The sequence below is a fragment of the Parafrigoribacterium humi genome (assembly GCF_040227205.1).
Classification (GTDB): Bacteria; Actinomycetota; Actinomycetes; order Actinomycetales; family Microbacteriaceae; genus Parafrigoribacterium_A; species Parafrigoribacterium_A humi.
The window spans coordinates 440,597-462,655 of sequence record NZ_JBELOA010000001.1 but is presented as its reverse complement, the minus strand read 5'-3'; the positions used below and the strand labels follow the sequence as shown (position 1 = coordinate 462,655).

Genomic DNA, 22,059 nt, shown 5'->3' with positions numbered 1-22,059 from the left:
ACAGCTATTTCGAAAAGGTAACGATGCCGACGATTCTCGCGATGGATGCCGGGGGTACCTCCACGCGTGCCGTCGTGCTCGACGCGGAGGGGCGCTGTCTCGGCTACGGGCGCGCGGGAACGGGCAATCCCACGGCAGCGGGAACGGATGCCGCGGTCGAGCAGCTGGGCCTGGCCGCCGAGCGTGCGCGCGCCTCCTTCGGCACCACGGAGCCAGGGTCCTTTGCTGTCATCTCGCTCGCGGGTTCGGTCTCAGGCCCGTTCGTGACTCGCCTCGCGGCCAGGCTCGCCTCGCTCGGCTTCGCCGCAGAACCCAGCCTGCAGCCCGACCTACTTGGCACGTTCTACTCCGGCACGATCGAGAGCGGGGGGTCCGCGCTCATCGCAGGAACGGGCACAGTCGCGGGCCGCATAGCCGGGGGAGTGTTGGATTTCACCCGCGGGGGAACCGGCTGGCTCCTGGGCGATGACGGATCTGGTTTCTGGATTGGGCAGCGGGTCGCACGGGCCGTGGTGGCCGCACTCGACGGGCTGGGTCCGGCGACCGCGCTCACCGATGCCGTGCTCTCCTCCTTCGGGATCGATCATGAAGAAGGGCGCCTGCGCGGGCGCCCACCCGCACTGATCAACCTCATGGGGAAGCTCTACGAGTCGAGACCGGTCGAGCTCGCCCGTCTCGCTCCCCTCGCGTTCGAGCTGAGGGATGACGCGGTCGCCGAACGGATTCTGCTCGATGCCGCGGATTCCCTCGCGCGGTTACTCGAGGCCACCCGCGGCGCGGACGATGACGGACCCATCGTCACGGGAGGCAGCATCCTTGCCGCGGGGCTACGGGTCGCGCCCGAGATCTTCACGGCCAGGCTGTCCGATGCCGCGCGGGGCGCGGAACTCATCCCCGTGGCGGATGGCACGGTTGGGGCCGCCGTGCTCGGACTCCGGCAGGCGGGCGTCACCGTCGACGATGCGCTGTTCTTGCGGCTGCGAGCGGGGGTGGCCGCGTTGAGCGCGAAGGCCGACCCGGCATGACCACGATCGCGATCGTCGGCCAGGGCGCCATGGGCCGCGCCCACGCAAGGGCCTGGAACGAGATCGGGCTCGGCGACAGCATCCGGTATATCTGTGCCCCGGGAACGCCCGTGCCGATCGTCGATGCACCCGTCGCGCGCTTCGTGACCGACCTCGATATCGTGTTGGCCGATCCGGATGTCGACATCGTCTCCATTTGCACGCCGACTCCCACGCACGCAGGCCTCGCCATCCGCTGCCTCGACGCGGGCAGGAACGTGCTGCTCGAGAAGCCGATCGCGCTGTCTCTCATCGACGCGCGCGCGGTCACGGAGGCGGCGGAGCGGAGCCTCGGCAACCTCATGGTCGCCCACGTCGTGCGCTTCTTCGACGGCTATCGTGCGATCCGCCAGCGGGTGGAGACCGGAGAGCTCGGCGAGGTGCTCACTGTGCGGGCCGAACGGCTCAGCGCCGCGCCCGGGCCGTCGACCTGGTGGCACGACGAATCGAAGTCCGGCGGGATGGTCGTCGACTTCGCCATCCATGATTTCGACCAGCTCAATCTTCTTCTTGGGCGGCCGCACACGGTGTCCGCGCATCGGGCGTCGCCGGGTGGCCCGGTCGACGTCGTGGTCGACTACGAGGGCGGGGGCAGGGGCCGGGTGCTCTCCTTCATGGGGATGCCGCCGGAGTTTCCCTTCTCCTCGTCCATCGAGGTGCTGGGCAGCGAGGGTCTCGCCGAGCACCGATTCGCCGGTGCGCCGACGGGCGTCGTGGCGCCCGGGAACGACAGCTTTCTGCTGATGACGGACGCGGTGGAGCATCGTCGAGTGGAGACCACAAACCCCTACGCGCGCCAGGCACAGTACTTCCTGGACTGCGTGCGGAGTGGTACGAGGCCGGAACTCTGTCCAGCGGAGGATGCGGTGCTCGCGCTCGCCGTGGCGCTTGCGGCGAGGGAGTCGCTCGCGAGCGGTGCGCCGGTCGCGGTCCGCTCCTAGCGTTCGCGCTCGGAGCCATGGCTAACGTCGGAGATTTGGGGACACGCCACGAAATCTGGCAATTTTCCCCGGCGTTTCACAATCCATCCTGCGTTGGCGTGCTCCATCCGGGGTGAGGCCGACCGGAACGCTTCGGTCGTGCCCATGATGCGTTCCGGCCGGTGGTCTGCAGCTCTGCGGTCAGATGACGCCGACCGAGAGCCCGTCCGGGTTACCGAAGCGGTGGGCGGTGATGCTGATCGCCTGCTCGTGCAGGAACGGCAGCAGCTCTACGCGCCCGGCGGCAGTCACCGGCGAGGCGTAGACCGCGAGATCCGGGTTGCCGCCGGTCGCCTCGGTGAAGGCCGTGCGGTCTCCTCCGATGAGCCGGATGCGACTGGTCGCCAGCTCCTCCCGGCCCGCCCGCGCGAGCCAGTCCCCCTCGGTCTCGACCGTGACGTTCACCGCGCCGGGCCCAGACGCGGGCCCAGAGGCAAGCTCCGCCGCGAGCCCCGCGGGCAGTGGAACCGCCGAGCTCAGCTGCACCTCCGACCCGGCGAGCCTCGCCGCGGCGAGCACGCGCACGAGCTCCGCGAACGGGCTACCCAGGCTGTGCCGCACGGTGACCGGCATCGGCAGATAGCGGAACAGGTTGCGTTCGACGCCCACGCCGGACGGGTCGCGCACGATGCCGAACTCGCTCGCCCAGGCCATAGCATCTCGCAGCGCCGAGGCGTGTACGAACGTCCACTGCTCCGCGTCGAGGTCGGGCATGGCGGCGGAAAGCAGGGAGCCCACCGCGGGGGCGAGGCGACATTCTTCTGGAGCCGCGGCGGCGGCATCCGGGGTCCACTGTCCGAGACCGAAGAGGTAGTTGGGGCCGCCCGCCTTGGCGCCCGCGCCGACGCTTGAACGCTTCCAGCCGCCGAAGGGTTGGCGCTGCACGATGGCGCCGGTGATGCCGCGGTTCACGTAGAGGTTGCCGGCCTCGACGCCGTCGAGCCACTGGGCGAGCTCCGCGGGGTCGAGCGAATGCAGCCCGGAGGTGAGGCCGTAGTCGATCGCGCGCTGCAGCTCGATCGCCTCGGCGAGGGTGGCAGCGTGCATGATCCCGAGCACGGGTCCGAAGTATTCGGTCAGGTGGAACTCGGAGCCGGGTTTCACGCCGGTGCGGATGCCGGGCGACCAGAGCATGCCGCTGTCGTCGAGTTGTTTCGGTTCGACGAGCCATCGCTCGCCGTCGCCGAGCGTCGTCAGCGCGCGCAGCAGCTTGCCGTTCGCCGGCTCGATGATCGGCCCCATCTGGCTCGTGGCGCTCTGCGGATAGCCGACTCTCAGCGAGGTCGTCGAGTCGACGAGCTGTCCGAGGAAGCGCGGGGACTGCGCGACCGACCCGACAAGAATCGCGATGCTCGCGGCAGAGCACTTCTGCCCCGCGTGCCCGAAGGCAGACTTCACGATGTCCGCGGCAGCGAGGTCGAAGTCCGCGCTCGGCGTGACGATGATGGTGTTCTTGCCGCTCGTCTCCGCGTGCAGACGGAGGTCGGGCCGCCAGGAGCGGAACAGCTCCGCGGTCTCGTAGCCGCCGGTGAGAATCACCTGGTCGACGAGCGGATGCGACACGAGCTGCTGCCCGAAGTCCCGCTCGCTCAGCTGAACGAGAGTGAGCACGTCCTTCGGCACCCCCGCGCGCCAGAGTGCCTCGACCATGACGGCGCCGGAGCGCTGGGCGAGAGCGGCGGGCTTGATGATCACGGCACTGCCGGCCGCGAGCGCCGCCAGCACGGACCCGGCCGGGATGGCGACCGGGAAGTTCCACGGCGGCGTGACCACGGTGAGTGCGAACGGCGTGAATCTCGCGCCGTCGACCTGCTCGAGCAACAGCGCCTGCTCCGCGTAGTAGTGGGCGAAGTCGGTGGCCTCGCTCACCTCGGGATCGCCCTCCGCGATGGTCTTGCCGGTCTCGCTCGCCATGACCTCGATGAGGTCGGCTCGGCTGGCGGCGAGCTCCCGTCCGGCGCGGTGAAGGATGCGTGCTCGCTCGCTCGCGGGCAGGGCACCCCAGGCTGCACCGGCCTTCGCGGCCGCCACGATCGTGCGGCCGAGGGTTTCGGCATCCGAGATCATTGCCTGCTCGATCGCCGCTGTGCCGAGCGTGGAGTTCTTCGCCCGGGACAGGATGGCGCGCCCCCACGCCCGGTTCGCCGCGATGGCCGGGTCGGTGTCCGGCTCGTTGTGGAAGCCGCGTGCTTCCTGCGGCGCGAGCGCGACGGTGCGATCCTGCGTGCGGTTCGGGGCGGGCTCGCTCTCGGCGAGACCGGCGACGGAGGCGAGGAAGCGGTCGCGCTCGCGCTCGAACAGTGCCTGGTCGCTGTCGAGCTCGAACACGGCGGACATGAAGTTGTCCTCGCTCGCGTTCTCCTCCAGACGACGGATGAGGTAGGCAATCGCGACGTCGAACTCGCTCGGGCGAACCACGGGTGTGTAGAGCAGCAGCCCACCCACCTCGCGCGTGACGGCGTCCGCCTGCCCGGTCGCCATGCCGAGCAGCATCTCGAACTCGACGCGGTCCTGCACCCCGCGCTCGCCCGCGAGCAGCCAGGCGAAGGCGACATCGAAGAGGTTGTGGCCCGCGACGCCGATCTTGACGCTCGCGGTGCGCTCGGGCGTGAGGGCCCAGTCGAGCACGCGCAGATAGTTCGTGTCGGTTTCCCGCTTGGAGGCCCACGTCGCGAGAGGCCATCCGTGCATGGCGGCGTCCACGTGCTCCATGGCGAGGTTCGCACCCTTGACGAGGCGCACCTTGATCGCGGCGCCACCCTGTGCGACACGAGCGGATGCCCACCCGTTCAGACCCTGCAGGGCGCCGAGGGTATCCGGCAGGTAGGCCTGCAGCACGATTCCCGCCTCGAGCGTGAGCAGCTGCGGCTGGTCGAGGATGCGCTGGAAGACCGCGATGGTCAGGTCGAGATCCTTGTACTCCTCCATGTCGAGGTTGATGAATTTGGGGGTCGGGGCAGCGGCCGCAAGCTCGAACAGCGGGGTGAGGCGGTGCACGATCTCGTCGACGGCCTCGTCGAACGCCCACATCGAGAGCTGGCTCACCACGGAAGAGACCTTGATCGAGACGTAGTCGACGTCGTCACGGGCGAGCAGAGCCTTCGTACCCTCAAGCCTGCGGGCGGCCTCGCCCTCGCCGAGCACGGCCTCGCCGAGCAGGTTGAGGTTGAGGCGCGCACCTCTGGAGCGCAGCTTCGCGATGGCGGGCCCGAGCCTCGCGGGCGTGGCATCGACGATGAGGTGGCCCACCATCCGGCGCAGCACGCTGCGGGAGATGGGCACGACGATGCCGGGCAGGATCGGACCGAAGACGCCGCCGAGCCAGATGGCGAACCGCATGTACCAGGGCAGGAAGCGCGGGGTGATCTTTGCGACCGCGCGCAGGTTCCTGCCCGCGACGTGCAGGTCGTGCGGGCGCACGACGCGATCGACGAACCCGATGGTGAAGTCGAGTCCGTGCGGGTCCTTGAGCACCCCGGCGAGGCGCTCGGCCGCGGGGTCCGCTGGTGCGTGCGCTCCGTCGTGCACCCAGCGGGTTGCGAGAGCAATCGCGGAGTCTGCGAGCGTGTGATCCAGTGTCGTGACGTCGTCGGCAGCCATGGTCATCCCACCCCTTCGGGAAAATCGATGTCGTATTTGCCCAGTATGTGTCACGCTAGGCATTAGATAAATCGAACATCTTCGATGGATATCCATCGGAAAAACTGATGCTTTGGAGAATCGATGCTGGACGTACGACGACTGCGGCTGCTGCGCGAACTGCAGATCCGCGGCACTCTCGCCGAGGTGGCTGCCGCGCTCAGCTACAGCCCGTCCTCGGTGTCGCAGCAGCTGAGCCTGCTCGAGAAGGAGGTGGGCGTCGAGCTGCTGCGCAAGACCGGCAGGCGCCTACGGCTCACCCCGCAGGCCGAGGTGCTCGTCGAACACACGACGGCCATCCTCAACCAGCTCGAGCTCGCCGAGGCCGACATGGCGGCGTCGCTGTCCCTCGTCGCCGGCACGGTGCGGCTGGCCGTGTTTCAGTCGGCGGTGCTCGCCCTGCTGCCGGCCGCGCTCGCCATCATCGGCCGCGAGCATCCGGAACTGCGCGTCGAGGTGACCCAGCGCGAGCCCGAGTCCGCGCTGTTCGAGACCTGGACGCGCGACTTCGATCTCGTCGTCGCAGAGCAGTATCCGGGGCACGCGGCGCCGAGGCTTCCAGAGCTCGACCGGGAGCCACTCGTGTCGGATGCGCTGCGGCTCGGGGTGCCGCCGGCGCACTTCGGCCTCGGCATCCGTTCCGTTGCCGACGCCGCCCGGATGCCGTGGGTCATGGAGCCCCACGGCACGGCCTCCAGACACTGGTCGGAGCAGGCCTGTCGCCAGGCCGGGTTCGAGCCGGACGTGCGCTTCGAGACCCCTGACCTGCAGACGCACATCCAGCTCATCGAGTCAGGCAACGCGGTGGCGATCCTGCCCGACCTGGTTTGGGTGGGCCGCACGCCCACCGTCGAGCTCATCCGCCTGGCGGGCGACCCGCACCGCAGCGTCTTTACCTCGACCCGCAAGGCCGCCCGCAACCGCCCGGCGATCATCGCCAGCCGGGCTGTGCTGCTGCAGGCCGCGCACGACGTGGCGGCGGGTGTCGTGGTGGCTGGCTCGCCTACTGCGAGCTGAGAGCCGCGGAAGTTCCCCCAGCTCCGCGCCAAATGGAGGGGAATTCTGTGCCCCTGCGCCATTTTCTCCTCCCTTTCGGTCACGGGCGGCGGGATCTGACGTCGCGCGCCTTTCGATAAACTGTCGGCATGACTTTTACCCTCGTTCTCCTTCGCCACGGTAACTCAGACTGGAACCAGAAGAACCTGTTCACGGGCTGGGTCGACGTCGACCTCAGCGACCAGGGGCGCGAGGAGGCGAGGCGCGCGGGTGAGCTGCTCGCGGCATCCGGAATCCTGCCGGACATCCAGTACACGAGCGTGCTCAAGCGCGCAATCCACACCGCGAACATCGCCCTGGATGTCGCCGACCGCGACTGGATCGACGTCAAGCGCAGCTGGCGCCTCAACGAGCGCCACTACGGTGCGCTGCAGGGCAAAGACAAGGCGCAGACCCTCGCCGAGTTCGGGCAGGAGCAGTTCATGACCTGGCGTCGCTCTTATGATGTTCCGCCGCCCGCGCTCGACGACGACAGCGAGTTCAGCCAGGCGCACGACCCGCGCTACGCCGGGCTCGGAACCGACCTTCCACGCACGGAGTGCCTCAAGGATGTCGTAACCAGGATGCTGCCCTACTGGCAGTCAGACATCACCGTCGACCTCGCCGCGGGCAAGACCGTTCTCGTCACGGCGCACGGCAACTCGCTGCGCGCGCTCGTGAAGCACCTCGACGGCATCTCGGATGCCGACATCGCCGAGCTCAACATCCCCACCGGCATCCCGCTCGTCTACGAACTGGGCGACGACTTCATGCCGGTCGCGCCTGGTCGCTACCTCGACCCCGAGGCTGCGGCCGCGGGCGCAGCAGCGGTGGCAGCTCAAGGCAAAAAGTAGCCCTCCCACTTCACCGTTGAGGTCTGGCACTCTGCTCTTCCGGATGCCCGGGAGCAGCAGAGTGCCAGACCTCACGGCGTATGGGCCGAGCGCCGGAGGGTGTTCAGCGCACTTCCGAACTGTGAGAGGTGCGCTGTCGACAGCGGCGCGGTGATGAGCCGCGCCAGTTCGTCGTCGAAGACGGGCTCGGCCGCGCGGAGTGCCTCGACCCCGGTCGGCGTGAGTTCGACGATCGACGACCGCCGGTCATCCGGATGCGGCGTGCGACGACAGTATCCGGCCTTCTCGAGCCGGTCGACGGCCTGGCTCGCCCCGCCAACGGTGATGGCGACGGCTTCCGCTATGTCGAAGACGCGACACAGCGGGGTCGCATCGATGACGAGCATGAGGTTGAAGCTCGACGCCGTCAGGCCTCGCTCGGCCTGAAGCCTGGCATCGACGGCTCCCCAGGCGATCGTCTCGAAGCGGATCAGATCGTCGAACACAGTGCGCGCGTCAGTCACGGCCACCGTCCTTTCGTTGCCCATCAATATACATTAGGTGCAAGTAGCTTACTGATAAATAGATTAGTGCTAAGCTAAAGCCTGTCGATTTCGGCACACCAACTACACACCTAAGGCAGAACATCATGACCATCCAGCAGCGCGACCTCGTAGACCAGATCCTCCGCGACGCACCGTTCGACCTCGGCGGTGACGTCGCAATTCATCGCCCGCTCCTCGAGGAGATGTTGACGTCGCAGCCACTCCCGGACGACGTGCGGATGACGCCGGGTGAGCTCGGCGGCGTCCCCGTCATCTACGTCGACATCGACGGCATTGCGCCGCGAGGCACCATCTTCCACATCCACGGCGGCGGATTCGCGGTCGGCTCCGCGCGCGGCTCCGTTGGGCTCGCGTCCAGCCTGGCCAGGAAGACCGGGATGCGCGCGGTCTCGATCGAGTACCCGCTTGCGCCCGAGCATCCGTTCCCTGCCGCCCTCGGAGTTGTCACGACGGCGTATCGGGCGCTCCTTGCGGAGGTCGGCAGCGCCGACGTGATCGTGTCCGGCGAATCGGCCGGCGGCAACCTTGCCGTCGAATTGCTCATCGCGGGGAAGTCGGAGTCACTCCCGATGCCCGCTGCCGCCCTGCTGTTCTCGCCGATGACCGACCTCACCGTCTCGGGCGACAGCTTCACCACCAGGGTGGGCATCGACCCGAACATCACCGCGGCGGCGATCCGCACGAGAGTCGGAGACTACCTCTCCGGCTCCGGCGCCGATGCAACCGATCCGCTCGTGAGCCCGATCTTCGCCGACCTCAGCGGACTCCCGCCACTGCTGATCCAGGCCGGGTCCCACGAGGCGCTCCTCGACGACGCGACCAGGCTTGCGGTCAAGGCCGCCGCGGATGACGTGGCCGTGATCCTGGACGTGACGCCCGGCGTGCCGCACGTGTTCCAGGCGTTCGCGGGCATCCTCGACGAGGGGACCGCCGCGCTCGACCGCGCGGCCGCCTTCGTCGCCGACCACCTGTCGGCGCTGGTCAGCAAGTAGCTCAGAACCCGATGAGGTCTGGCGTTCTGCTCTTCCGGATGGCCGGGAGCAGCAGTTCGCCAGACCTCATCGGAGTGGGGGCCGACTCAGTCGTCGGCGGGGATCCAGTCACCCGTTGCCAGGTACTGCACCTTCTTCGCGATGGAGACCGCGTGATCCGCGAACCGCTCGTGATAGCGGGAGGCGAGGGTCGCGTCCACGGTGTCGACCGTCCCGCCCTTCCAGGTCTCGCCGAGCACCTTGTCGAACACGCTCAGGTGCAGCGCGTCGATCTTGTCGTCGTCGTTGCGGATCTCCTCCGCGAGGCGCACGTCTTCGGTCTGCAGGAGTTCCGTGAGCTTCTGCGAGATCTCCACGTCGAGGCCACCCATGTCTTTGAAGGTGCTGCGCAGCCCCTTCGGCACGACCTTCTCCGGGAAGCGATAGCGGGCGAGCTGCGCGATGTGCTCAGCCATGTCTCCCATCCGCTCGAGCGAGGCGGAGATGCGCAGCGCGCTCACCACGATGCGCAGGTCACGCGCCACCGGCTGCTGCCTCGCGAGGATGTCGATCGCGAGTTCGTCGAGACTCACCGTGAGCTCGTCGATCTTGTCGTCGTCGGCGATGACGGTCTCCGCCAGCGACACGTTCGACTCGTTGAACGCCCGCGTCGCGTTCTCGATGGAGATCGAGACGAGTCCGGAGATCTCGACCAGGCGCTCCTGAACCTCGCGCAGCTCCTGTTGAAATACCTCGCGCATGCATCCCTCTCGAATAGGCAGATCACGGTCGATGTCACGTCGACCAGTCCGGGCCATGCTGCCCCGCGAAGGTTAACGGCAGGTGATCGTCTGTTGAACAACGAGCCACCCTGCGGCGATATCGCGGCGTGCTGCCTGGCGGGCCGGGAGTTGAAACTAATCTAGTCGCTATGGACACCGCCTGGCTCGTGCCGCTCGCGCTCGTCGTGGGCTTCGCTGCCGGTGCCGGGATCGTGGGCATCGTCATCGCCTCGGCGAGGAGCGGCCAGCGAGCCGCGGATGTCGTGAGCACGGCCGTTCCGGACGGCGTCGACGAGGTGATCGACGCGCTCGACTCCGGCGGCATCGTGCTCGACCCGTCCAACAACGTCGTGAAGGCCTCGCCGGGCGCACTCGCCTTCGGTCTGGTCTGGGACCAGCGACTCGTGCATCACGTACTGGTCGATCTCGCGGACCGGGTGCGCCGTAACGGAGAGTCGGTCACCCGGGAACTCGAACTCTCCCGCGGCCCGTTCGGCGAGGCGAGCATCTACCTCTTCGTTCGCGCGGCCCGTCTCGGCTCACGCTACGTGCTGCTTCTTGCGGAAGACCGCACGGAGGCCTACCGACTGGATGCCGTGCGCCGGGACTTCGTGGCCAATATCAGTCACGAGTTGAAGACCCCTATCGGCGCGGTCGGACTGCTCGCCGAGGCGCTGCAAGCCGCATCTGATGATCCGAAACAGGTGAAGAAGTTCGCCAAGCGACTCACCAAGGAGTCTGAGCGCCTCGCCGGGATCACGCAGGAGATCATCGAGTTGTCGAGGCTGCAGGCGGAGGACGCGCTCACCAAGCCGGATGTCGTGGAGATCGACGAGGTCATCGCCCAGGCCGTCGACCAGAACCAGGTGCTCGCGGAATCGAACAAGGTGCACCTGGTCAGCGGGGGAGACGCGGGGGCGCAGGTGTATGGCGACGAGCCGCTTCTCGTGGTCGCGGTGCACAATCTCATCGCCAATGCCGTCCAGTACTCACCGAAACATTCCCGCGTCGGCATAGGGGTGAGCAGCGTCGACGGGATCGTCGAGATCGCCGTCACCGACCAGGGCCCGGGCATCCCCGAAGACGAGACGGAGCGGGTCTTCGAGCGCTTCTATCGAGTCGACCCCGCGCGCTCGAGGCACAGCGGAGGCTCCGGCCTCGGCCTGAGCATCGTCAAGCATGTCGTGCAGAACCACGGGGGAGAGGTCAGGGTGTGGTCGCAGGCCGGGAGCGGCTCGACCTTCACCATTCGACTGCCCGAGACATCCCGTGCACGTGTCCCATCGCCCGAGGAGGCCCCATGACCCGCGTGCTGATCGTCGAAGACGAGAAGTCGCTGAGCGAGCCGCTCGCGTTCCTGCTCGAGCGTGAGGGGTACGAGGTCAAGGTCGCGAAGGACGGCCCGTCTGCTCTCCGCGCCTTCGAGCGGCACGGGACAGACCTCGTGCTGCTCGACCTCATGCTCCCGGGCATCCCGGGCACGGAGGTGTGCCGCGAGATCCGCGCGCAGTCGCAGGTGCCGATCATCATGCTGACCGCCAAGGACAGCGAGGTCGACATCGTCGTCGGCCTCGAGCTCGGCGCGGATGACTACGTGACCAAGCCGTACTCCACGAGGGAACTGCTCGCGCGGATGCGGGCCGTATTGCGCCGCAGGGTCGAGCCGGATGACGACGGCAGCCCAGTGATCACCGCCGGCCAGGTGCGCATGGACCTTGAGCGCCACACTGTGTCCGTGCGCGGAGAAGAGATCTCGATGCCCCTCAAGGAATATGAGCTGCTGGAGTTTCTCGTGCGAAACGCGGGCAGGGTGCTCACGCGCGGCCAGCTGATCGATCGCGTGTGGGGCGCCGACTACTTCGGCGACACCAAGACGCTCGACGTGCACATCAAGCGCATTCGTTCACGCATCGAGGAGCAGCCGTCTGAGCCGGTCATGCTCGTGACGGTGCGAGGGCTCGGCTACCGCTTCGAGGCCTGACAGACCAGCGGGCTACCTCAGTCGGTGGGCTGCGGTGACGGCAGCAGTTCGTCGTAGGGCTTCAGCGTGCCGTCGAGCACGGGAACCAGCAACTGCTTGCCCGTCTGGTCGCCGTACTGCACGAAGATCGGGAACAGGGTGCCCGGCGTTGCCTCCGCACCGCTCAGCACGAGCTGCGGATCGCCGTGGCCACCGACGCTCGCGGTCTTGCCGGGATTCGCGAAGACGGCGTCGTCGACCTTGCCGCTCACGCCATCGCTGTCTTTGCCCTGGTACTGGAAGGTGACGTTCACGCCGTTGTCTGTCTCGTTCACGACGTTGGCGAGCAGGCTCACGTCGCCGCTCTCGCCGGCGAGCAGCAGCACGTTGCGGATGTAGACGTCGCCGATCTGCGTGTTCACGCCGTCGCTCGGGTCGTACGGCTTGAGCGTGGTTTGCGGTGCGAAGAATGTGCACCCCGCCGTGCTCAGCAGCACTGCGGCTGCCAGGACTACGGATGCCGCACGACGTGCTCTCACAGAACCCTCCAGAACCAAAGAAATGCGGTTTCGAGCTCGCGGCGTGTGTCCGCGGAAACCTGCTGTGAGTTTAGCCTACCGACCATCACAGCCCAGCCCAAGGTAAGGGCACCCTTACTCGGAACTCCCTGTGGTAAACTGGAGGCCACTGAACGGAGCCCATCAATGCTTTTTGAGGTCGGCGAAACCGTCGTATACCCCCACCACGGCGCAGCCACAATCACCGAAGTCAAGACCAGGACCATCAAGGGCGAGGAGAAACTCTACCTCAAGCTCAACGTGACCCAGGGCGACCTGACCATCGAGGTACCAGCGGAGAACGTCGACCTCGTCGGTGTGCGTGACGTGATCGGCAAAGAGGGCCTCGACAAGGTCTTCGAGGTGCTTCGCGCGCCGTTCACCGAGGAGCCGACCAACTGGTCCCGTCGCTACAAGGCGAACCTCGAGAAGCTCGCCTCCGGCGATGTCATCAAGGTCTCCGAAGTCGTTCGTGACCTCTGGCGTCGCGATCAGGACCGCGGCCTCTCCGCCGGTGAGAAGCGCATGCTGGCCAAGGCTCGCCAGATCCTGATCTCCGAGCTCGCTCTCGCCGAGAAGACCGACGAGGAGAAGGCATCCAGCGTCCTCGACGAGGTCTTGGCCTCCTGAATTAGCGAGCCCGCCACGATTCCCACCGTCGGCGTCATCGTCGTCGCGGCCGGAAGCGGTACGCGACTGGGAGCGGGCGAACCGAAGGCGTTCGTGCAGCTCGGCGAACTGCCGGTGCTCGCACATGCGCTGCGGGGAATCTCCGGCATGGCCGAGCCCGCGCAGCTCGTCGTCGTGGTGCCCCGCGACAAGCTCGATGCCGCCAGGCGAATCGTGGGGTCGAGCGGTGCCGCTGAGGGCTGTGTCATCGTCGCTGGTGGAGGCACCAGGCAGCGCTCCGTCGCCGCGGGCATCGCGGCGCTCGCCCAGACGGTCGAGACGGTGCTCGTGCACGACGCGGCACGCGCCCTCACACCCGCCTCGCTCTTCGACGAGGTCATCGCGGCAGTCATTCAGACGCGGGCCGGGGTGATCCCGGTGCTCGCGGTCAGCGACACGATCAAACAGACGGATGCCGATGGCCGTATCGAACGCACGCTCGATCGCTCAGGCCTCGTCGCAGTGCAGACGCCGCAGGGGTTTCCTCGCGAGCAACTCGTGGCTGCGTACGCGATGGCCGCGGAAGATTTCCCCGACGACGCCGCCGTGTTCGCCGCGGCCGGGCATCCGGTCTCCGTCATCGACGGTGACGAGCTCGCGTTCAAGATCACGACCGCGGGCGACCTGCGCAGGGCGGAGGGCATCGTGGGAGCACAGCCGAACAGAACCGGCATCGGCATCGACGTGCACGCCTTCGATGAGAGCGCGCCGCTGTGGCTCGGCTGTCTCTACTGGCCGGACGAGCCGGGCCTCTCGGGGCACAGCGACGGGGATGCGCTCAGCCACGCGATCTGCGACGCTCTGTTGTCCGCCGCGGGGCTCGGTGACCTCGGCAGCCGCTTCGGCATCGACGATCCGCGCTTCGCCGGGGCACACGGCGAGGTGTTCCTCGAGGAGACCGCGCGCCTCGTGCGCGGGGCCGGATACTCGATCGGCAACGTCGCGGTGCAGCTCATCGGCGTGCGCCCGAAGATCGCCGCGCGACGCACGGAGCTCGAGCAGAAACTGAGCGTCATTATCGGGGCGGCCGTGAGCGTGGCGGGTACGACATCCGATGGCCTGGGTTTCACGGGTGCAGGCGAGGGAGTCGCCGTCATGGCGACCGCCTTGCTGCGTCGTGATCGGTAGGCTTAGCCGGTGACTGTACGCCTCTACGACTCCAGAACCCAGGCGCTGGCCGACTTCGTGCCGATCGTGCCCGGCGAGGTGGGCATCTATGTCTGCGGGCCCACGGTGCAGTCGTCCCCGCACATCGGTCATCTGCGTTCTGCACTCGTCTACGACCAGTGGCGACGCTGGCTCAGCTACCGCGGTTTCGACGTCACCCTCGTGCGCAACGTCACCGACATCGATGACAAGATCCTCGACAACGCGCGCGGCGCCTCGAAGGGCGAGCGCGAGCAGTGGTGGGCGCTCGCCTACCGCTACGAGCTCGAGTTCACCGCCGGGTACAACAGGCTCGGAATCCTGCCGCCCACCTATGAGCCCCGGGCCACCGCGAGCATTGGGCAGATGCAGGAGATCATCCAGCGACTGATCGACCAGGGCCACGCCTATCCCGCCGCGGACGACTCGGGCGACGTCTACTTCGACACGAAGAGCTGGCCGAGCTACGGAGAGCTCACGCGGCAGAAGCCCGACGACATGGCACCGGCCGCGGATGCCGACCCGCGCGGCAAGCGGGACCCCCGCGATTTCGCGCTGTGGAAGGGCCGCAAGCCAGGCGAGCCGGAGTCCGCGGCCTGGAACTCGCCGTGGGGCGCCGGGCGCCCGGGATGGCACATTGAGTGCTCCGCGATGTCGTCGCGCTATCTCGGGCCGCACTTCGACATCCACGGTGGCGGCCTCGACCTGCGCTTCCCACACCACGAGAACGAGCTCGCCCAGTCGAGCGCGGCGGGCGACGGGTTCGCCAACTACTGGGTGCACAACGGCCTCGTGAACGTCAACGGGCAGAAGATGTCGAAGTCGCTCGGCAACTCGATCTTCGCCGCGGAGTTCCTGAACAAGGCGCGTCCCCTGGTCGTGCGCTACTACCTCGGCGCCGCTCACTATCGCTCCACGATCGACTACCACGACGGTGCCCTGATCGAGGCCGAGGCCGCGCTCGAACGCATCGAGGTGTTCCTCGCCCGTGCCGACCGGCGCCTCGCCGGAACCCGGTTCTCCGGCAGCGGAGCGGAGCGCGTTCCCGTCGAGTTCGCCGAGGCGATGGATGACGACCTGGCCGTGCCGCAGGCGCTCGCCGTGCTCCACGAGCGGGTTCGCGCGGGCAACGCGGCGCTCGACGCCGAGGACCTGGGCGAGGCGGCTCAGGTGCGCGGCGAGGTCACCGCGATGACCGAGGTCCTCGGCATCAATCCGCACGCGCCGGAGTGGCACCACGTGACAACCGACCCGGCCAGCGTCGCCCTCGGCACGCTCGTGGAGAAGCTTGTCGAGGATCGCGAGGGTGCGCGCAGGAGCCGCGACTTCGCCGCAGCAGACCGCATCCGCGATGAACTGGCTGCCGCGGGCATCCAGATCGAAGACACCCCGACCGGCCCTCATTGGAGCTTGGAATCATGAAGTCATCCGGAGCGAACAAGCCGCGCGCTGGCGCCGTACGCAAGGGCCGCAAGGGCCCGCAGGTGGGGTCGGGCGGCCAGGGCAAGCAGGCGCTCGAGGGCAAGAAGCCCACGCCCAGGGCGGAGGATCGGCCGTACCACCCAGCGGGCAAGCGCAAGGCCGCGCAGGAGCGCTTCGTCGCGGCCGGCGGCCAGCGTCCGTCGCGCGGTGGGTCGGGTTCCGGCGCTCCGCAGCGACCGCAGCGCACGAGCAAGCCCAGGCAGACGGATGACGTGGAGGTCGTGACGGGGCGCAATTCCGTGCTGGAGGCCCTCCGCGCGAACATCCCGGCGACCGCTCTCTACATTGCGACCCGCATCGAGTACGACGACCGGGTGAAGGAGGTCATGTCGATCGCGACCAAGCGCGGCCTGCCCATCCTCGAGGTCATGCGTCCGGAACTCGACCGGCTGGCCGGCTTCGACTCTGTGCACCAGGGGCTCGCGCTCAAGGTGCCGCCGTACGACTACATCCACCCGAACGAGCTTCTCGACCGGGTGCTCTCGCGCGGCCAGGTGCCGCTGCTCGTGGCACTCGACGGCGTGACCGACCCGCGCAACCTCGGCGCGATCATCCGCTCGACCGCGGCCTTCGGCGGCCAGGGCGTGATCGTGCCGCAGCGCCGCTCGGTCGGACTCACCGCCGCCGCGTGGAAGACCTCCGCAGGAGCCGCGGCCCGCACGCCCGTGGCGATGGCGCCGAACCTCACCCAGTCGCTCAAGGCGCTCAAGGAGCGCGGCGTGTTCGTGCTCGGCCTGGACGGCGGCGGGGATGTCTCGCTGCCCGGACTCAGCTGGGCGACGGAGCCGCTCGTCGTGGTGGTCGGCAGCGAGGGCAAGGGCCTGTCTCGCCTCGTGACCGAGACCTGTGACGCGATCGTCTCCATCCCGATCAGCTCATCGACGGAGTCCCTCAACGCAGGTATCGCCGCGAGCGTCACGCTCTACGAGATCGCCTCGCGCCGAGCCGCGAAGTAGCCCGCCACGCTCCTCTGGAGCGCACCTCGAGATGCCAGTTGTGGGGGTCATTCGCGCGGAATGACCCCCACAACTGGCATCTCGCGAGCCGGTTCTGAGGTGACCGTTGCGTACGCTCATGCGCATAACGAATCGCATGCATTCCGTGTCGGGTATTGACAGTCCTCGCCAAAGTGTCTACAACTGTAGAAACAACTTGGGCCGTCGCATCCCGCTCACCGCCGAAGCTAGCACGACATCGAACGAGGAGGTTCTGTGGATCCTGTATTTGTGCTCCAACAGGCCCTCAACGGCCTGAGCTTCGGTGCCCTTCTCTTTCTCGTGGCGAGCGGCTTCACCCTCACCTTCGGCCTCATGCAGATCGCCAACCTCGCACACGGCGCCTTCTACGTGCTCGGCGCGTACGTCGCCGTGGTCACCGTGAGCACCACGCACAACTTCTGGATCGGAGCACTCGCGGGCACCGCGGTTGCCGCGGGAACCGGACTTCTCACCGAGCGGGCACTGCTCCGCAGGGTGCGGGGGCGCGAGATGCCGGAGGTGCTCGTCACCGTCGGCGTGATGATCGTGATCGCCGACCTCATCCTCGCCCTGTTCGGCGGACACCCGCGCTCGGTGAGTTCGGGCAACGGCGCACCCTCCGGTGCGATCACGATCGGCGAGTTCGTCTATCCGCAGTATCGACTCGCGATCATCGCACTCACGATCGTGATCGCCGTGGCCCTGTTCGTGCTCCAGAAGCACTCGAAGGTCGGCGCGATCATCCGCGCCGGCGTCGACAACCGGGAGATGGCCAGCGCAATGGGCATCAACATCGACAGGGTGTTCACGGCGGTGTTCCTGTTCGGGGCGGCACTCGCCGGATTCGCCGGAGCGATCGGCAGCGGACTGCTCAGCCTCACGCCGGGGTCTGGCACAGACATCCTGCTCTTCGCCCTCGTCGTCGTGATCATCGGCGGCCTCGGAAGCATCAAGGGTGCAGCGGTGGGCGCAATTCTCATCGGACTCATCGACGCCTTCGCCAAGGCCTGGCTGCCCGACTTCTCGTACTTCACGATCTTCGCGCCCATGGCCCTCGTGCTGGTGCTGCGTCCCAACGGACTCTTCGGGAGGACAGCATGAAACGCGCCACCGTCGGCAAGCTGTCTGCGATCCTGGTCGCGCTCGCCATCCTCGTCGCGCTCCCGTACATGATCAGCAGCTACTACGTCTCGCTCATCAGCATCGTCTTCATCTCCGCGATCCTCGCCTCGAGCATCAACATGCTTGCGGGGGATGCGAACCTGGTGTCGCTCGGGCACGCCGGCATCGCGGCCGCCGCGGGCTACGGTCTCGCCTGGGCGTCCAGGCAGGGATACGACCTCGGCGGCCAGCTTCTCGTCGCCGCCATCCTCACCGTCGTGACGAGCGTCATCTACGGCCTCATCTCGATGCGCACCCGCGGCATCTTCTTCCTCATGGTCACCCTCGCCGCAGGCATGGTCTGCTACGGCATCGCCTTCCGCTGGTCCTCCGTGACCGGTGGAGACAACGGACTGACCGGAATCTCCAGGCCGGCAGGACTCGCGTCGTACTGGCAGTTCTACTTCTTCGTCCTGGCCGTGTTCGTGATCGTGACCATCGCCCTGGTCATCACCTCGCGCTCGCCATTCGGGTTGGCGATGCGCGGGATCAGGGACAGTGAGACGCGCATGCGCAGCCTCGGCTACAACGTTCCGAACTACAAGTTCGTCGCGGTGTTCCTCTCCGGGATTGTCGCGGGTATCGCGGGGGTGCTCACCGTCTGGCAGTTCGAGTTCATCAGTCCGTCGGCCGGCGGTTTCGACAAGTCGGCGATGGTCATGGTCATGGTCATCATCGGCGGCATCGGAACACTCTTCGGTCCGCTCCTCGGTGCGGCCCTCGTCGTCTCGATCGAGCAGGTGCTGAGCACCTATGTCGACCGCTGGCCGATGATCCTCGGCGCCCTGTTCATCATCGTCGTCATCTTCGCCCCGCAGGGTCTGGACGGCGGGATACGACAGCTCACAGCCCGGTTCCGACGGCGCAGATCGCCCAAGGATTCCGCAATCACGAGCAGCGTTGCTCGCGATGAAAAAGTACAGACACCAACGACGCACCAATGAAAGGCACGGCAATGCACTCACGCACTACAGCACATCGCCTACGTTTCGGCGCGGTAGCAGTTATGGCCGCGGCAGCGCTCGCACTGTCGGGATGCGCTCCCTCCGGAAACCTCGACGCGGACGGATCGGATGGTGCCGCGGCCTCGAGCGACACCTTCACCGTCGGCCTGCTCACCCCCATGACCGGCTTCGTCGCCGCTGTCGGAACCGACATGCAGCAGGGCTGGGACCTGTACTGGGAAGAGCACGGCACCAAGGCCGGAAAGTTCACGGTCAAGACCGTCATGGAAGACACCGCCAGCAGCGCAGACACCGGCTTGAGCAAGGCGCAGCGACTCGTCACGGAGGAGCACGTCGACGCCGTTGTCGGCCCGGTGCTCGCCAACGTGTCGCTCGCCGTCGGGAGCTATCTCGCGAAGGAGGGCGTCGTCAACCTGGCGCAGACCGCGGCAGACGACCTCACCCAGCGCAGCAAGAACCCGCTCGTGCTCCGCACCGGAGCATACGCGGGCAGCCAGACCACCTATCCGGGTGGCAAGTGGGCCTTCGATGAGGGCTACAAGACCGCGGCAACGCTGTGCGTCGACTATGCCTTCGGCTGGGAGAACTGTGGTGGCTTCGCCAGCGCGTTCACGGATGCGGGCGGCACGGTGACCAAGCAGTATTGGTACCCGGCGGACGCCACAGACATGAGCACCTACGTCAGCCAGCTGAAGAGCTCCGGTGCCGACATGGCATTCGTGGCGACCGCGGGCGGACCGGACAGCTCCAACTTCCTGAGGTCGGCATCCGACTTCGGGCTGTTGAAGAGCATGCCGATTCTCAACAACTGCTGCGCGACAGACCAGGCGATCCTGCAGGACGTCGGTGACATCGCGCTCGGGGTCAAGTCCGTGCACTACTACGCGGAGGGCACCACGCTTCCCCAGACCGAGAAGTTCGTGAAGGACTTCGAGAAGAAGTACGGAGTCATCCCCTCCAGCTACGCGATGGGGATGTACGCGACCGCGGACATGCTCGCCAAGGCGCTGAAGGATGCCACCAAGAAGCCCACGGGAACCGCCCTGGTCGACGCGATCAAGGCACTCGATCTCTCGGGCAGTGTCTACGGCGACGTGAAGTTCGACGAATACAACGACATGGTCGGCCCGATGGTCATCCGCCACGTCGAGAAGCGCGACGACGGCAAGCTGTGGAACGTGGTCGACAAGACCTACGACAACGTGAGCCAGTTCTGGACGTACGACCCGGCCGAGTTCCTGAAGCAGCCGTCCTACTCGCAGAGCTTCACCGGAAAATGACAACCATGCCATCCGTCGCCTCGTTCCCGGGTTCTGAACTCGGGAACGAGGGGGCGGCCCTGATTCTCGACGGCGTCACCAAGAAGTTTGGTGGGCTCACCGCGGTCGACGGTGTGAGCTTCGTCCTTCCCACCGGCGGGCGGCTTGCCGTCATTGGGCCGAATGGGGCGGGGAAGACCACCCTGTTCAGGGTCATCGCGGGCGAGTTTGCCGCGACGGAAGGCACGATAACCCTCTTCGGCGACGACGTGACGAGGGTGAGCGAGAGGGCACGCGCGATGCGCGGCGTCTCGCGCACCTTCCAGGTCTCCAACCTCTTCCCGACCCTCACGGTGATCGACAACGTTCGTATCGCCGCGCAGGTGAACACTCCGACGAGCCATCGCTTCTGGCGCCCGCTCGGGCAGAACGATGCCTACGCCGAACGGGCAGCGGATGCGCTGGCCCAGGTCGGCCTGGACGGGCGCGCGAAAGACACCGTGTCCAGCCTGTCGCACGGGGAGAAGCGCCAGCTCGAGATCGCGATGGCGATCGTCGTGAAGCCGAAGCTCATCCTGCTGGACGAGCCCGCGGCGGGGCTCTCGGCATCCGAACGGCGGGTGCTGCGCGCGCTGCTCGAGAACCTGCCGAAGGACATCACCTTCCTGCTCATCGAGCACGACATGACGCTCGCGCTCGAACTCGTGGATCGCGTGCTGTGCCTCGACAACGGAACCCCGCTCGCCTACGGCGCCCCCGACGAGATCCGGGCGAACCCCGCCGTGCAGGCCTGCTACCTCGGGCGAAGGGAGTGACGATGCTGACAATCACGGAGCTGCACGTCGGGTACGAGACCTCGCACGTGCTCAACGGGATCGGCTTCACGATCGGAGGCGGGGAATCCGTCGCCCTGCTCGGGCGCAACGGGATGGGCAAGACCACCCTGGTGCGCGCGATCTGCGGCCTCACGCCGCCGACCATCACGGCCGGCGGTATCGACCTGGATGGCGTCGACCTGCGCTCGCTGTCGAAGCACGACGTCGCCCGGGCCGGGATCGGCCTCGTGCCACAGGGCCGCCACGTCTTCGGCAGCCTGACCGTTCTCGAGAACCTCGCCGTGGTGCGCCAGAACAAGACGGCGGACGATCCGTGGACGGTCGAGCGCGTGTTCTCCTTCTTCCCGAGGCTCGAGGAGCGCGTGAAGTCCTACGCGCAGACGCTCTCCGGTGGTGAGCAGCAGATGCTCGCCATCGGTCGTGCCTTGATGACGAACCCGAGGGTGCTCATCATGGACGAGCCGTCTGAGGGTCTCGCGCCCGCCGTGCTGAGGGTCATCGAGGACAGGCTGCAGGAGCTGCGCAGGACCGGTCTCTCGGTGCTCGTGGCAGAGCAGAACGTCGACCTCGCGCTGTCACTGAGTGACCGCGTCATCATCCTGGGCGAGGACGGCCGTGTCGCCTGGACCGGAGGGTCCGAGCTGCTGGCCGCCGATCCGGCTCCCATCCACACACACCTTGGTCTATGACCACCGCGCTGTCAAAGAGAGGAACCACAAATGGCTGAACTGGAACTGATCCAGCTCGATCCGAGCAAGGCACACTGGCTGCCCTACGCACCCGCGATCAAGGTGCCGGCGAACTCGGAGTACTTCTTCCTGTCGGGGGCGACCGCGATCCCGCTGTACCACATGCACCCTCACATCGATGAGGAGTGTGTGCTGCCCGACGACATCCAGGAGCAGACGAGGCGGGTGATGCGCACGATTCTGGAGGTGCTGGAGTTCAACGGCCTGACCTGGAAGAACGTCATCCACGTCTACGAGTTCCTCACCGACATGCGCGACGCCGACCTCATCCACGCGACCATGGGCGAGTTCCTCACGGGCATGAACTGGTACCCGGCAGACACCATGATCGGTGTCAACACGCTGAGTGCGCCGGGGGCCAGGTTCGAACTCGACGTCATCGCCGCACGGGCGATCGACTGAGCAACCGCGCCCGCTTCGAAACAGCT

Annotated in this window: 21 protein-coding genes; 17 read left to right on the top strand and 4 right to left on the bottom strand. The window is 67.2% G+C overall.

Annotated features, from left to right (window positions below):
* Positions 1-23 precede the first annotated feature (23 nt).
* Together ABUA28_RS02200 and ABUA28_RS02195 are read left to right on the top strand one after the other, a co-directional pair.
* Positions 24-1,025, top strand: coding sequence for an N-acetylglucosamine kinase (locus ABUA28_RS02200; RefSeq protein WP_349902299.1), 1,002 nt, complete (start codon positions 24-26; stop codon positions 1,023-1,025).
* Positions 1,022-2,005, top strand: coding sequence for a Gfo/Idh/MocA family protein (locus tag ABUA28_RS02195; RefSeq protein WP_349902298.1), 984 nt, complete (start codon positions 1,022-1,024; stop codon positions 2,003-2,005). The genes ABUA28_RS02200 and ABUA28_RS02195 overlap by 4 nt, the downstream gene beginning before the upstream one ends.
* Positions 2,006-2,185: 180 nt before the next feature.
* On the opposite strand, the gene ABUA28_RS02190 is transcribed toward ABUA28_RS02195, so the two are convergent.
* Complete coding sequence (locus ABUA28_RS02190; RefSeq protein WP_349902297.1) at positions 2,186-5,650, bottom strand: bifunctional proline dehydrogenase/L-glutamate gamma-semialdehyde dehydrogenase; 3,465 nt, start codon at positions 5,648-5,650, stop codon at positions 2,186-2,188.
* 117 nt (positions 5,651-5,767) lie between these two features.
* On the opposite strand from ABUA28_RS02190, the gene ABUA28_RS02185 reads away from it, so the two are divergent.
* Positions 5,768-6,700 (top strand): LysR family transcriptional regulator, encoded by a 933-nt coding sequence (locus ABUA28_RS02185; protein ID WP_349902296.1) that lies wholly within the window; start codon positions 5,768-5,770, stop codon positions 6,698-6,700.
* 128 nt (positions 6,701-6,828) lie between these two features.
* A complete protein-coding gene (locus ABUA28_RS02180) occupies positions 6,829-7,572 on the top strand; it encodes a phosphoglyceromutase (protein ID WP_349902295.1) in 744 nt (247 codons plus the stop codon).
* 71 nt (positions 7,573-7,643) lie between these two features.
* Here ABUA28_RS02180 and ABUA28_RS02175 read toward each other — a convergent pair whose 3' ends face one another.
* Entirely contained in the window at positions 7,644-8,099 is a 456-nt protein-coding gene (locus ABUA28_RS02175) for a MarR family winged helix-turn-helix transcriptional regulator (protein ID WP_349902294.1), read from the bottom strand.
* 101 nt (positions 8,100-8,200) lie between these two features.
* Here ABUA28_RS02175 and ABUA28_RS02170 point away from each other — a divergent pair, with 101 nt between their 5' ends.
* Positions 8,201-9,109, top strand: a complete 909-nt coding sequence (locus tag ABUA28_RS02170) for an alpha/beta hydrolase (RefSeq protein ID WP_349902293.1) — start codon at positions 8,201-8,203, stop codon at positions 9,107-9,109.
* 86 nt (positions 9,110-9,195) lie between these two features.
* Here ABUA28_RS02170 and phoU read toward each other — a convergent pair whose 3' ends face one another.
* Positions 9,196-9,849: a phosphate signaling complex protein PhoU gene (gene phoU / locus ABUA28_RS02165; protein ID WP_349902292.1), complete on the bottom strand. Its 654-nt coding sequence runs from the start codon at positions 9,847-9,849 to the stop codon at positions 9,196-9,198.
* Positions 9,850-10,019: 170 nt separating this feature from the next.
* On the opposite strand from phoU, the gene ABUA28_RS02160 reads away from it, so the two are divergent.
* Both ABUA28_RS02160 and ABUA28_RS02155 read left to right on the top strand, forming a co-directional pair.
* Positions 10,020-11,174, top strand: a complete 1,155-nt coding sequence (locus tag ABUA28_RS02160) for a sensor histidine kinase (RefSeq protein WP_349902291.1) — start codon at positions 10,020-10,022, stop codon at positions 11,172-11,174.
* The gene (locus tag ABUA28_RS02155; protein WP_349902290.1) at positions 11,171-11,851 is read left to right on the top strand and encodes a response regulator transcription factor; all 681 of its coding nucleotides are present in this window, start codon (positions 11,171-11,173) and stop codon (positions 11,849-11,851) included. The genes ABUA28_RS02160 and ABUA28_RS02155 overlap by 4 nt, the downstream gene beginning before the upstream one ends.
* Before the next feature lie 17 nt (positions 11,852-11,868).
* Here ABUA28_RS02155 and ABUA28_RS02150 read toward each other — a convergent pair whose 3' ends face one another.
* The gene (locus tag ABUA28_RS02150) at positions 11,869-12,369 is read right to left on the bottom strand and encodes a hypothetical protein (RefSeq protein WP_349902289.1); all 501 of its coding nucleotides are present in this window, start codon (positions 12,367-12,369) and stop codon (positions 11,869-11,871) included.
* Positions 12,370-12,534: 165 nt separating this feature from the next.
* On the opposite strand from ABUA28_RS02150, the gene ABUA28_RS02145 reads away from it, so the two are divergent.
* From ABUA28_RS02145 to ABUA28_RS02100, 10 genes are all read left to right on the top strand, one after another.
* A complete protein-coding gene (locus ABUA28_RS02145; protein ID WP_349902288.1) occupies positions 12,535-13,017 on the top strand; it encodes a CarD family transcriptional regulator in 483 nt (160 codons plus the stop codon).
* The gene (ispD, locus tag ABUA28_RS02140; RefSeq protein ID WP_349902689.1) at positions 13,018-14,184 is read left to right on the top strand and encodes a 2-C-methyl-D-erythritol 4-phosphate cytidylyltransferase; all 1,167 of its coding nucleotides are present in this window, start codon (positions 13,018-13,020) and stop codon (positions 14,182-14,184) included.
* 9 nt (positions 14,185-14,193) lie between these two features.
* Entirely contained in the window at positions 14,194-15,624 is a 1,431-nt protein-coding gene (gene cysS, locus ABUA28_RS02135) for a cysteine--tRNA ligase (protein ID WP_349902287.1), read from the top strand.
* On the top strand, positions 15,621-16,640 hold the full coding sequence (gene rlmB / locus ABUA28_RS02130) for a 23S rRNA (guanosine(2251)-2'-O)-methyltransferase RlmB (protein WP_349902286.1): 1,020 nt from the start codon (positions 15,621-15,623) through the stop codon (positions 16,638-16,640). Before cysS ends, rlmB begins: the two co-directional genes overlap by 4 nt.
* 255 nt (positions 16,641-16,895) lie before the next feature.
* A complete protein-coding gene (locus ABUA28_RS02125; RefSeq protein WP_349902285.1) occupies positions 16,896-17,762 on the top strand; it encodes a branched-chain amino acid ABC transporter permease in 867 nt (288 codons plus the stop codon).
* Positions 17,759-18,766 (top strand): branched-chain amino acid ABC transporter permease, encoded by a 1,008-nt coding sequence (locus ABUA28_RS02120; protein WP_349902284.1) that lies wholly within the window; start codon positions 17,759-17,761, stop codon positions 18,764-18,766. Before ABUA28_RS02125 ends, ABUA28_RS02120 begins: the two co-directional genes overlap by 4 nt.
* A gap of 62 nt (positions 18,767-18,828) precedes the next feature.
* Positions 18,829-20,067, top strand: a complete 1,239-nt coding sequence (locus ABUA28_RS02115) for an ABC transporter substrate-binding protein (RefSeq protein ID WP_349902283.1) — start codon at positions 18,829-18,831, stop codon at positions 20,065-20,067.
* 5 nt (positions 20,068-20,072) lie between these two features.
* Complete coding sequence (locus ABUA28_RS02110) at positions 20,073-20,861, top strand: ABC transporter ATP-binding protein (RefSeq protein WP_349902282.1); 789 nt, start codon at positions 20,073-20,075, stop codon at positions 20,859-20,861.
* 2 nt (positions 20,862-20,863) lie between these two features.
* A complete protein-coding gene (locus tag ABUA28_RS02105) occupies positions 20,864-21,571 on the top strand; it encodes an ABC transporter ATP-binding protein (protein ID WP_349902281.1) in 708 nt (235 codons plus the stop codon).
* A gap of 30 nt (positions 21,572-21,601) precedes the next feature.
* A complete protein-coding gene (locus ABUA28_RS02100; protein ID WP_349902280.1) occupies positions 21,602-22,033 on the top strand; it encodes a RidA family protein in 432 nt (143 codons plus the stop codon).
* Positions 22,034-22,059: the final 26 nt, after the last annotated feature.